The organism is Pseudomonas sp. NIBRBAC000502773, assembly GCF_006517195.1.
GTDB lineage: Bacteria > Pseudomonadota > Gammaproteobacteria > Pseudomonadales > Pseudomonadaceae > Aquipseudomonas > Aquipseudomonas marginalis.
This window is the reverse complement of the sequence record NZ_CP041189.1, coordinates 3,708,481-3,720,903: the sequence shown is the minus strand read 5'-3', so window position 1 is coordinate 3,720,903 and position 12,423 is coordinate 3,708,481. Positions and strand designations below refer to the sequence as shown.

The window sequence follows — 12,423 nt, the reverse complement described above, 5'->3', positions numbered from 1 at the left end:
TTGATGGGGTGTTCGCGTTACTGCGAAGTCTTCGCCATCTGCTTATCCGACGTACGCCAGATCAACCGCGTGGTGTCATACCCTTGCTGCCGCGCCCTGCTCAACAGGTCTTCGCGGGTGTCCGCGCTGACCGTCGGCGTGCGTGACAGGATCCACATATAGCGGCGGCTCGGGCTGCCGACGATGGCGGTCTTGTAGTCATCGCTGACGTACAGCACCCAGTAATCGCCCTTGGCGACGCCTGGCAGCAGTGACGTAAACCAGTTGTTGAATTCCACCCAGAGCTTGTCGGTCTTGCCAGGCACCTGCGGCGTGGCCGTGCCCTTGGCTTCTTCCCACTTCCACTCGGTGGTGAGGCAGCGGTTGAATACTGACATATCGCCATCAGGCAGCAATGTGTAGCGGGCTTCGGACTGCGCGCAGTTGCGCTGGAAGTACATCGGCAATCGAGCCAACTCATACCAGGTGCCCTGGTAACGCTTGAGGTTGACGTTGCTCGCTGTCTTGGGTTGCAGATCATCGCCAGAATGGCTGGCGCAGCCCGCCAAAAACAGGCTGGCGCAAAGGAACAAAACAAAACGCATCATTCTTCTTCTCCCGCAGGCTTTCGCCCCGGTTTACTTCAGGCCTTGCCCGGAAAACATCAGAACTTTGTCACCGGCATATTGAACGCTGATAAAGCTGTTTTTATCGCCCCATGTGCAGCTGGACATGCCCAGTGCGCCGGAACAATCGGTCGGCTTGCCCAGCAGCGACTCCACTTCGGCCTTAGGCATGCCGGCCGACAACTTTGCGTAGTTTTCTTGATTGACCTTGCTGCAAGCGGCCAACAGCACGCAAAAAGCCAGCAAAGCGAGACGGCGTAACGACATGGAATAACTCCTGGAGGGACGAAGCAGCTTGGGTATCTGCCAGAAGCTTAGAAGGGAAAAGAGGTGTCTGGTTCCCGACGAACGAAAACAAAAAAGCCCCGAAAACGCTGAAACGTTTCGGGGCTTCTTTAAGGGTGAACCGGCTCACAACAACGCCGCTCACTTATCGCCGCAGGTTACTTCTTGTGGTAAGCGGTCACACGCTCAACTTCTTCCTTGGAACCCAGGAACACCGCCACACGCTGGTGCAAGCCGTCGGGCTGGATGTCGAGGATGCGCTGGTGGCCGTCGGTGGACGCACCGCCCGCCTGCTCGACCAGGAAGGACATCGGATTGGCTTCGTACATCAGGCGCAGCTTGCCCGGCTTGGACGGCTCGCGGCTGTCGCGTGGGTACATGAACAGGCCGCCACGGGTCAGGATACGGTGCACATCGGCCACCATCGCCGCGACCCAACGCATGTTGAAGTTCTTCTTCAACGGGCCTTCTTCACCTTCCATCAACTCGTTCACATAGCGCTTGACCGGCTCTTCCCAGTGACGCTGGTTGGACATGTTGATCGCGAATTCCTGGGTGGAAGCCGGAATGGTGATGTCTTCGTGGGTGAGGACGAAGCTGCCCATTTCACGGTCCAGGGTGAAGCCCTTGACGCCATCGCCCAGGGTCAGCACCAGCATGGTCTGTGGGCCGTAGATCGCGTAGCCGGCAGCGACCTGCTCGGTGCCTGGCTGCAGGAAGGCCTTTTCGTTCAGGGCTTCGTTCTGGCTCAGGTATTCGTTCGGGCAACGCAGTACCGAGAAGATGGTGCCGACCGGGGCGTTGATATCGATGTTGGACGAACCGTCCAGTGGGTCGAACACCAGCAGGTAGGCGCCCTTCGGGTATTTGCCCGGGATCTGGTAGGCATTGTCCATTTCTTCGGACGCCATGCCGGCCAGGTGACCGCCCCATTCGTTGGCTTCGAGCAGGATCTCGTTGGAAATCACGTCGAGCTTCTTCTGCACTTCGCCCTGCACGTTTTCAGTGCCCATGCTGCCCAGGACACCACCCAATGCGCCTTTGGACACGGCGTGGCTGATTTCCTTGCAAGCACGCGCCACCACTTCGATAAGGAAGCGCAGATCGGCAGGCGTGTTGTTGCTGCGGGTCTGCTCAATCAAATAGCGACTCAAGGTAACGCGGGACATGGAAGGCTCCGATGAAGGGGGGCTAAAAACCCGCGCAGTTTAACGCGAGTCGGGGCGTATTTCCTCCTATCAGAGGATTTAAACCCAATAGAGTTCATGGACTTTATTTAACGTGCCTGCGGCGGCTTGCGCAGCAAACTGTAGGCCATGCCTCCCAGCGCCGCCACGCCGAGCAGTAATACGGCCCAGAGTCCGAGTTTTTTCCAGTTCGGCCCGGTGTCGACAGCCGCCGGGACCGGTGGCGAAGTGACCGCGACGGCCCCGGCCACCTTGGCCTGTCCCAAGGTGTTGAGGCGCTCGGCGGTGTAATCCGGGATCAGCGTCGACAACGGCAGGTTCGCCGCCTTCACCGAGGCATTCCCCAGCGCCAGCGTGAACGGCGGCTCGCCCCGCGCCAGGAACACCAACTGCGTGGCGCGCACCGCGAAGCGCAGGGCCGGCGCTTCGACGCCCAGGCCGCCGCCGCGCTCGTCGACCTGCAACTTGAGTTCGGTGACCGTCTGGCCGGGCAGTTGCAACTCGTCCTGCACCACGTCCTGGCCATTCTGGGTCAGGCGGTAGAGCAGACCATTGCTCAACGGCTGCCAGGCTTGATTGCCATCGCGCCGCCCCGCCAACGTCACCGGCGCCAGCGTATTGGCCTGCTTCAGCTCGACACGCAAGCGCTCGACACCCAGCCCGGTGGGCAACTTCCAAGTGTACTCACCCGCCTTGAGCCGCGTGCCCGAGAGCGGCTGCGACCATACCAGCGGCAGCGGCAGGCTGCTGCTGGTGGCACTGGCCAACCTGGCCGAGGTCAGCAACGGCGCCGCCTGCCCCTTCCACACCAGGCGCAGGTAACGCGCGGACTGGCCCGGCAAACTGACGTCATGCTGCTCGACCCGCTCGTCGGCAAACGACAAACGCGCCACTTGCCCATCGCCCCAGGATTGCCAGTGCTGCAAGTCATCACTGGCTTCAATGCTGAAGCGCTGGAAGCCCTCCTGCTCGCGGCTCCAGTCCAGGCTCAACTGCTGCAACGGCGCCTTGATTTTACTGGCATCGAGCACCCAGCCACGTAGCACCTGCTTGCCGGGCTTGGCTGCGGTGGACGGTTTGATTTCCACCAGGGTGCCTTCGGCCGTGGTTTTCATCACCACACCGGGCAAGGTTGCCTGGGTGTCGGCGGCATACAGCGGGAACCACTTCACGTCGGTGACTTCACGACTTTCGGCGCGTTGCGACGCTTGACGCGCCAGCGCGTAGGCCTGGGGTTCACCGGCAGCGTTAAACACGCGCACATCACTGAGGTCAGCCTGGCGCGCATTCAGTTGCACGGCCAAGGGCAACTCAAGGCGATACCAGGGGCCGTTGCCGCTGACGCTCAGCGCCACCTGGCTGCTGAAGTCGGCCGGCGTTTCCTGCGCCCACGCCGACAATGTCGTACAGATGCCCAGCACGACCACGCTCAACTTACCGATCAAGAGGATGCTCCTTCAGTTTCCAACACAGGTTCGGCACGCTTGGGCGGCAGCGGCGCAAAGTAGCCCACCACCAGCAACAACCCGCCGACGCCGATAAACGACACGATCCGCGCCAGGCCGCCACGGTTGCTCAGCTCGACAAAGAACAGCTTGGCCACCACCACCGCGATCAGCGCCGCGCCGATCAGCCAGACTTCGCGGCGATGGCGCAGGTGACCGCCGATCATCAGGCCGAGGGCTATCAGGGTCCAGACAATCGACAGGCCGGCTTGCACCAACATCGATTCCAGCAACCCATCCAGATGGAACGGTACGCCGCCCCAGTGGTGGGCGGTGCGCATCACCAGGGCCGTAAAGAACGCGAACAGCGAAATACCGGCAATACCTTGGGCGATCAATTCAGCCCGCGGCCCGCGCTGCGGCGCCACGCTGCGCGACCACAGGTACACGCCCAGCAGCGCAAACAGCAGACCCAGGTCCAGCGGGTTGAGCAGCGGCACATAGGGCAATGGCTCGGCCGTGCCGTCACTGAAGGTATTCGCCAGCCAGAACCAGCCCAGCATCAGTACCGCCAAGGGCAGTGCCGCCAGCACACGATATTCCCGTGGATACGCCGACAGCGGCCACGGCCAGTTGCGCGGTGCGGCAGCCAGCACCAGGTACAGGCTTGGCAGGATCGCCCAGCCCAGCCAGCGCCAGGCGTTGTATTCGCTCGACAGCAACAACAGGCCGTAGCGCAGTTCCAGCGCCAATACGCCGATCAGCATCCAGCCACCCAACACGTGAGCAATGCTCAGGACGGTGGCCGGCACCAACGTCGCCAAACGCCGCAGCGCGATGAAATGCACCCCGAACACCGCCAGCCAGGCCAGCCAGCCGTAGTGCGCTGCCGGGTGGTAATAATTATGCGCAGACACCAGCAAAACCATCCCTGCCGCCGGCATCAACAGGGTGCAGAGCATGCCCAGGGACGCCCAGCGCAGGCGCGTCGCGAGCAACGCCCAGATCGCCACGCTGACCGCGGCAATACCCAGCAGGCACGTACCCCGCAGTTCATCGGGTATAAACCGCAGCACTTCAGCGATCAACGCCAACGCCCACCACGCCGCGCTCCACACCAGCAGCAGGTCAGACAGGCGTTGCAGCTTGAGCACGGCAAACACCGGCGCATGGGGTTCACGCTGCAGGCGCCAGGCACCGATCAAGGCGGCCAGGCCCAGCACCATCGGTGTCCAGAAACCGCTGTGCCCCAGGGGACGCACGCCCTCGCTGGTCAAAGGCCCGAGCAGCTCCGGCACCGCCAGCAGGAACGACGCGCCGCCGATCACTTGCAGCAGTAACCCGAACACAAAACTGACGCGCTGTTGCAGGTACAGGCTCAACCAGATGATCAACAACCCACTGGCCGCCCACACACCGCTGGCGCTTTCCCATGGCAGTACAAACAGCACGGCGAGGTTGATCAGCACCAACCCGGCCAGCAGCACCACGGACAGCCCGCGCAACAGCCGTACATCGCTGCGCACCATGTCGTCACGCGCCGCCAGCAGCATGCCGCCGATCAACGCCAGGCCGATCAACGACGCGCTGAGCAGGCCGCTCCATCCGGCGTTGAATACCGCTGCCGAGTCGCCGCCTTGCAAGCGCAGCAGGAACAACGCCCCGCCCAGCAGTTGCACGGCGAACGCCGTGAACAGGAACGTGCGCGAGCCAATCCGCAAGCCGATGAACAGGGTCGCCAGGCCGGCGAGCGCCCAACTGATGGCAGTGCCTTGAGTCAGCAACAGCAGCGGCGCGAGCAGGTACACGAAGGTCAGGCCGAGGCTGGCCAGAACCGGCAGGCCCTTGCGCTCCCACTCCGCCGCCTGCTCCGTCGCGGCCCTGCGCAGTTGGTCGAAGCTGAACAGCAAGGCCGCGCCCAGCAGCAACGCCCCCAAGGGCGCCCCCTCCAGCAGCGTGTGCTCGCCGATGCGCAGCTCACTGACAAACGCCAGCGCCGAGCCCAATTGCAGCAACAGGCCAAATGCCCGCGCCAACGGCCGCTGCTGGCGCAAGCCGAGCCAGAAGATCCCGGCACCTTCCACCGCCCAGGCGGCTGCGGTCCAGCGTGCATCAAGGCCCAGGGGAATCGCCAGGCTGGCAAAGATCACCCCCAGGGCCAGGCAGGTTTCCGCCAGCAGCAAGGCGCGCCCGCCATTGAGTACGCGGGCCAGGCCCATGTAGAGGATGCCCAGGCCCAGCGCGCTGAATGCTGCGGCGAACTCAAGGTGCTGCACCAGCGCAAACTGCAGGCCAAACCCCACCAGCGGCGGGCCGAACAGCATGCTGCCATCGACGTAATCGCCTTTGGATGCCGACCAGCGCAACAACGCATCACGGCCTTCGGGCGCGTCGCCCATCTCCCGCAACTTGCGCCGGGCGAACAACAGGCCGATAGCCAGGTACATCAGGAAAAACAGGATCAGGAACGGCTCGGTACTCCACAGCAGTTCCGGCGTATAGGAACGCATGCCCCAGGCAAAGCCGATACCGAAGGTGCCGACAAAGCCGATCAGGTTGAGCAAGCGCCAGGCCTTGAACCAGGCGATGGCGAGGATACCGGCATTGAGCAGGGCAAAATAACTGAACAGCGCGACATGATTACCGGCGCCGGTGGACGTGAGGATCGGCGCCGCGAAGCCGCCGAGCGCTGCCGCACAGGCCAGTCCCAACGCATCCTGGGTAATCGCCAGGATCGCCGAGAACACCGTGACCGCCACCAGCAGGCCCAACGCCGCGCTTGGGTCGATCAACGGGTGCAGGCGCATCGCGGCAAACACCGTCAGGTACAGCACCGCGATCCCGGTGCCTTGCAGCATCAAGCCGTAGTTGCTGTTGCGCAACCGCAGCCACCAGCCCAGGCCCAACAGGCCAAGGGCCGCCGCGGCAACACCGGCGTAACGCAGTTCGATCGGCACCACCATGCCTTCGGTGGCGTAGCGCAACAGGAAGGCCAGGCCGAGAAACAGCAGCACCACGCCGACACGCAGCACGGTGTTGCCACCAAACAGCCAATTGCGTGCGCCGCCGATGGCGCGCTCGATCAGGTTGGGGCCACGGGGAGCGACAGGTTCTTGAGGCGGGCGTGGCGTCGGGGCAGGCGTCCAGACGTCATCCGGCAATGGCTGGCTCGGTTCGGCAACCATGGCGACAGGCGCCAATTCAACCGGCAGCTCCCACACCAGTTCAGGCGCCTTGGCGACAGGTGCCGCCTCAGGCACAGGCGGCTCGACGATGACAGTGCGTGTCGGCGTGGGTACTTCCAGTTGCCGCAGGCGCTCACCCAGGGCGATCAGCGCCTTCTGCGTGGTTTCCAACTGAACAGCCTGTTGCTGCGCCTGGGTCGCCAGCTTCGACAGGCGAATCGCCTGGCCGATGCCCAACCCCAACAGCGCACCGATGCCCGCATCATAGAACGACTCATCGAGCGTCCAGCCGAGCACCAGGCCAATCAGCATGAAAATCCATTGCATGGTCGATATTCCCTGAGCAAACCGGCGCTCAGTATATCGACGCGCAACCAATGTGGGAGGGGGCTTGCTCCCGATAGCGGTGTACCAGTCGACATATCTGCAAACTGACACTCTGCTATCGGGAGCAAGCCCCCTCCCACATTTGCTATCGCAGTGTTTAGTCCAGGGCTTTCCAGATCTCGGTAGCGTACTCGCGGATCGTCCGGTCCGACGAGAACCAGCCCATGCGCGCGGTATTGAGCACCGCCGAACGCCACCACGCCTTGGAATCATGCCAATGCGCTTCGACCCGCGCCTGGGCATCCCAGTAGGAATCGAAGTCGGCGCAGACCAGGAAGCGGTCGTAGTCGATCAACCCGTCGATCAAGCCCACATAGCGGCCCGGATCGTCCGGCGAGAACACCCCGCCCCGAATCGCTTGCAGCACATCGTTCAGACGATGGGACGCCGCAATATCGGGCCCGGCGTTGAATTCCCCGGCGTGTTTACGTGCCTCGACCTGCTGTGCGCTGAGGCCGAAGATAAACATGTGATCGGCGCCCACGCGCTCGTGCATCTCCACGTTGGCGCCGTCCATGGTGCCGATGGTCAGCGCGCCATTGAGGCCGAACTTCATGTTGCTGGTGCCCGAGGCTTCAAAGCCGGCGGTGGAGATCTGCTCCGACAAGTCCGCCGCCGGAATGATGCTTTCCGCCAGGCTGACGTTGTAGTTGGGCAGGAACACCACCTTGAGCAGGCCGCGTACGGTCGGGTCGTTGTTGACGGTGCGCGCGATATCGTTGGTCAGCTTGATGATCAACTTGGCCTGGTGATAGCTGGCCGCCGCCTTGCCCGCGAAGATCTTCACCCGTGGCACCCAGTCGGTACCCGGCTCGGCACGGATCGCCTGGTACAGCGCCACGGTGTGCAGCAGGTTGAGCAACTGGCGCTTGTATTCGTGGATACGCTTGACCTGCACGTCGAACATCGCCGCCGGGTTCACCGAAATGCCCAGGCGCTCATGGATGATCTCGGCCAGCGCACGCTTGCTGTGCAGGCGCTGGTCGGCAAAGGCTTTGCGGAAGGTCTGTTTCTCGGCGAAGGTTTCCAGCTCGCCCAGGCGGGTTTCGATGTTGTCGAGAATGTCCGGGCCCAAGGCTTCCACCAGCATATCGGTGAGCTTGGGGTTGGCCTGGTACAGCCAGCGGCGGAAGGTAATGCCGTTGGTCTTGTTGTTGATGCGCTCCGGGTAGAGCTTGTGCAATTCGGAGAACACCGTGCTGCGCATCAGTTGGGTGTGCAGGCCGGACACGCCGTTGACGCTGTGGGAGCCGAGGAACGCCAGGTTGCCCATGCGTACACGGCGGCCGTTGTCTTCTTCGATCAGGGACACGGCGCGCAGTACGTCGAAGTCATGGATGCCCTTGGCGCGCAGCGCATCGATGTGCTGGGCGTTGATCAGGTAGATGATCTGCATGTGCCGGGGCAGCATGCGCTCCATCAGGCCGACCGGCCAGGTTTCCAGGGCTTCGGGCAACAGGGTGTGGTTGGTGTACGACAGGGTTTCGACGGTCACATCCCACGCGGCTTCCCACGGAATGTCGTGCAGGTCGACTAACTGGCGCATCAACTCGGCCACGGCGATCGAGGGGTGGGTGTCGTTGAGCTGGATCGCCGCATGTTCGCCCAGGCTCAGGACCGAGCCGTGCATGTTCTTGTGGCGACGCAACAGGTCTTGCAAGGAGGCGGCGACGAAGAAGTATTCCTGACGCAGGCGCAGTTCCTGCCCCGCTTCGGTGCTGTCCGCCGGGTAAAGCACTCGGGAGATGCTCTCGGCGCGGGCTACTTCGGCGACGGCGCCCAAGTGGTCACCGGCGTTGAAGCGCTCCAGGTGCAGGTCTTCCACCGCCCGGGCACGCCACAGGCGCAAGGTATTCACGCTGGCGCCGCGCCAGCCGACCACCGGGGTGTCGTAGGCAACGGCGCGCACGGTTTCGTTGGGCGTCCACACCTGGATCAGCTTGCCGGAGGCATCCGGCAGGGTTTCGACGCTGCCGCCAAAGCCAATCGGGTAAATCACCTCGGCCCGCTCGAATTCCCACGGGTTGCCGAAATCCAGCCAGCGTTCGGTCTGTTCCTGCTGCCAGCCATCGACAATCGCCTGGCGGAACAAGCCGTGCTCATAACGAATGCCATAGCCGTGGCCGGCGATGCCCAAGGTCGACATGCTTTCCATAAAGCACGCGGCCAGACGGCCGAGGCCGCCGTTGCCAAGCGCCGCGTCGGGCTCCAGCAGGCGGATGCGCTCGAGGTCCACACCCAGCTCGGACAAGGCTTCGCGAGCGATCTCCAGCACGCCGAGGTTGCTCAGGCTGTCGTAGAGCAGGCGGCCGATAAGGAATTCCAGGGAGAGGTAATACACCCGCTTCTGGCCTTTGCGGTAGATACGCCGCGTGTGATCCATCCAGTGGTCGACCATCTGGTCGCGGGCGGCCAGGGCAATGGCTTCGAACCAGTCATGGTCGAAGGCATGGTCCGGGTCTTTGCCCACCGCGTAGGTGAGTTTGGTCAAGACAGCATCGCGGAATGCGGCTACCTCTGCTTCTCGTGCAAGCGGTTCCTGAGACATCGGTGTGACCTCGGGCGAGATTGAAGGAGTTGCTAGAGCCTAGTCGGTCTGACAGACGGTAGACGCTCTGGTTCGGCAGTTTTTTAACTCATTCACCTTTAATACGCTTTTGATGCAGGGGTCGTGCCCGATCAGCCCTCGTCCGCGCCTTTGAGCTGAAATCCGTAAAATATTGTTCAAAAAACCACCAATCCCGGTATGATCGCGCGCCCGGATACCGCCCCACCTTTTGGAACCCTGATGAAGCCTCAACTGATCGCCGCCGCGGAACTCGACCGTCTCGAGACTTGGCAGAAATACTCCGCCCATATGTGCGGCGGCTGCGTGTCCAGCTGCTGCACGCTGCCGGTTGAGGTGAAGATCAAGGACCTGATCCGCATTGGCATCGTCGATGAGTTCGAGCGCGGCGACCCGCCGAAGAACATCGCCAAGCGGTTGCAGAAGGAAGGCATCGTCGAGCGCTACAACAACAAATCCGAGATTTTCACCCTGCAGCGCATGAGCAACAACGACTGCCTGTACCTGGATCGTAAGACGCGCTTCTGCACTATTTATGACAAGCGCCCGGATACTTGCCGCAACCACCCGAAGATCGGGCCGCGCCCGGGGTATTGCGCGTACAAGCCGAAGGAAGTGGTGCGCGAGACCAAATTCAAGACCCTCGACAAGTTCTGATTCGGGTTTTGTGGGGCTCTCAAGGGCCCTATCGGGGGCAAGCCCCCTCCCACATTTTGATCTGTGAACACATTCAAAGGTGGGAGGGGCTTGCCCCCGATGAGGCCAGTACAGCTACCCTAAAACCTGCAGGCATAAAAAAACGCCCCCGGCCTTTCGACCGGGGGCGTTTTTCATTCAGCCTGAGTTAACTCAGTTCTTGGCTTTCTTGGCAGCGCGGGTGCGCTCGCCTTCGTCCAGGATCTTCTTACGCAGGCGGATCGACTTCGGCGTCACTTCGCACAGTTCGTCGTCCTGGATGAACTCCAGGGCCTGTTCCAGGGTGAAGCGAACAGGTGGAACCAGGGCGATGGTTTCGTCTTTACCCGAAGCACGCATGTTGTCGAGCTTCTTGCCTTTGGTTGGGTTGACGCCCATGTCGTTGTCACGGCTGTTCAGGCCAACGATCTGACCGTTGTAGATCTCTTGACCGTGTTCAACGAACAGCTTGCCACGCGCCTGGAGGGTTTCCAGGGAGTAGGTCAGCGCCTTGCCGGTTTCTACCGATACCAGAACACCGTTCTGACGGCCGGACATGTCGCCGGACTTCATGGTGTCGTAGCGATCGAAGATCGAGGTCAGGATGCCAGCACCGTTGGTCAGGGTCAGGAACTGGTTACGGAAACCAATCAGGCCACGAGCAGGGATGTTGTATTCCAGACGCACACGGCCTTTGCCATCCGGCACCATGTTGGTCAGGTCGCCCTTACGCAGGCCCATCTCTTCCATGACCTTGCCCTGGGATTCTTCAGGGGTGTCGATGGTGACGTTTTCGAACGGTTCCTGCTTCACGCCGTCAACCTGACGGATGATCACTTCAGGACGACCAACGCCCATTTCGAAGCCTTCGCGACGCATGGTTTCGATCAGTACCGAGAGGTGCAGCTCACCACGGCCGGAAACCTTGAACTTGTCAGCCGAGTCGCCTTCTTCAACGCGCAGTGCAACGTTGTACAGCAGCTCTTTGTCCAGACGTTCCTTGATGTTACGGGAAGTCACGAACTTGCCTTCTTTACCGCAGAATGGCGAGTCGTTTACCTGGAAGGTCATGGAAACGGTTGGCTCGTCGACGGTCAGAGGCTTCATCGCCTCGACATTGTCCGGCTGGCACAGGGTGTCGGAGATGAACAGCGAGTCCATGCCGCTGACGCACACGATGTCGCCGGCGAAGGCTTCTTCAACGTCGATACGGTGCAGGCCGTGGTGACCCATCAGCTTCAGGATACGACCGTTGCGCTTCTTGCCGTCGGCGCCGATTGCCACAACCGGGGTGTTCGGCTTGACGCTGCCACGGGCGATACGGCCAACGCCGATCACACCCAGGAAGCTGTTGTAGTCCAGTGCCGAGATTTGCATCTGGAACGGGCCGTCACGGTCAACTTTCGGCGCAGGTACGTTGTCGACGATCGACTGGTACAGCGGGGTCATGTCTTCGGCCATGTCGGTGTGGTCCAGACCGGCAATGCCGTTCAGGGCCGAGGCGTAGACGACTTTGAAGTCCAGCTGTTCTTCGGTAGCACCCAGGTTGTCGAACAGGTCGAAGATCTGGTCCAGAACCCAGTCCGGACGCGCGCCCGGACGGTCCACCTTGTTGATGCACACGATCGGACGCAGGCCGGCTTCGAACGCCTTCTTGGTCACGAAACGGGTTTGCGGCATAGGGCCGTCTTGAGCGTCAACCAGCAGCAGAACGGAGTCAACCATCGACATTACGCGTTCTACTTCGCCGCCGAAGTCGGCGTGGCCCGGGGTATCCACGATGTTGATGTGGTAGCCGTTCCAGTTGATGGCGGTGTTTTTTGCCAGGATGGTAATACCGCGCTCTTTTTCCTGGTCGTTGGAGTCCATCACGCGCTCGTCGTTGAGCTCGTTGCGCTCCAGGGTGCCGGATTGACGCAGGAGTTTGTCTACCAGGGTGGTTTTACCATGGTCAACGTGGGCAATGATGGCGATGTTACGTAGATTTTCGATCACTTGTGTATCTCGATCAGAGGATTCGGTGTGCTGACAGGTCGTGGCAGCGATTAACAGTAGAGTCAGGCCTTGCCGTTACAGCTTGACGGCAGA

General features: G+C 61.8%; 8 protein-coding genes. 1 reads left to right on the top strand and 7 read right to left on the bottom strand.

Going from position 1 to position 12,423, the window contains the following annotated elements:
• Window positions 1-17: 17 nt before the first annotated feature.
• From NIBR502773_RS17140 to NIBR502773_RS17115, 6 genes are all read right to left on the bottom strand, one after another.
• Window positions 18-587, bottom strand: a complete 570-nt coding sequence (locus NIBR502773_RS17140; protein ID WP_027605060.1) for a lipocalin family protein — start codon at window positions 585-587, stop codon at window positions 18-20.
• Between the two features lie 30 nt (window positions 588-617).
• On the bottom strand, window positions 618-872 hold the full coding sequence (locus tag NIBR502773_RS17135; protein ID WP_027605061.1) for a hypothetical protein: 255 nt from the start codon (window positions 870-872) through the stop codon (window positions 618-620).
• 176 nt (window positions 873-1,048) lie between these two features.
• Window positions 1,049-2,059 carry a class 1 fructose-bisphosphatase gene (locus NIBR502773_RS17130; RefSeq protein ID WP_027605062.1) on the bottom strand — a complete coding sequence of 337 codons (1,011 nt, stop codon included), beginning with the start codon at window positions 2,057-2,059 and terminating at the stop codon, window positions 1,049-1,051.
• A 107-nt stretch (window positions 2,060-2,166) separates the two neighbouring features.
• On the bottom strand, window positions 2,167-3,519 hold the full coding sequence (locus NIBR502773_RS17125; protein ID WP_141157849.1) for a DUF3999 domain-containing protein: 1,353 nt from the start codon (window positions 3,517-3,519) through the stop codon (window positions 2,167-2,169).
• Window positions 3,519-7,034 carry a DUF2339 domain-containing protein gene (locus NIBR502773_RS17120; RefSeq protein WP_141156513.1) on the bottom strand — a complete coding sequence of 1,172 codons (3,516 nt, stop codon included), beginning with the start codon at window positions 7,032-7,034 and terminating at the stop codon, window positions 3,519-3,521. The genes NIBR502773_RS17125 and NIBR502773_RS17120 overlap by 1 nt, the downstream gene beginning before the upstream one ends.
• Before the next feature lie 157 nt (window positions 7,035-7,191).
• Window positions 7,192-9,642: a glycogen/starch/alpha-glucan phosphorylase gene (locus tag NIBR502773_RS17115; protein ID WP_065925746.1), complete on the bottom strand. Its 2,451-nt coding sequence runs from the start codon at window positions 9,640-9,642 to the stop codon at window positions 7,192-7,194.
• Window positions 9,643-9,882: 240 nt separating this feature from the next.
• Between NIBR502773_RS17115 and NIBR502773_RS17110 the strand changes: the two genes are divergently transcribed.
• On the top strand, window positions 9,883-10,317 hold the full coding sequence (locus NIBR502773_RS17110) for a YkgJ family cysteine cluster protein (protein WP_024072902.1): 435 nt from the start codon (window positions 9,883-9,885) through the stop codon (window positions 10,315-10,317).
• Window positions 10,318-10,509: 192 nt separating this feature from the next.
• Here NIBR502773_RS17110 and typA read toward each other — a convergent pair whose 3' ends face one another.
• Complete coding sequence (typA, locus tag NIBR502773_RS17105) at window positions 10,510-12,330, bottom strand: translational GTPase TypA (protein WP_098480533.1); 1,821 nt, start codon at window positions 12,328-12,330, stop codon at window positions 10,510-10,512.
• Window positions 12,331-12,423 lie beyond the last annotated feature (93 nt).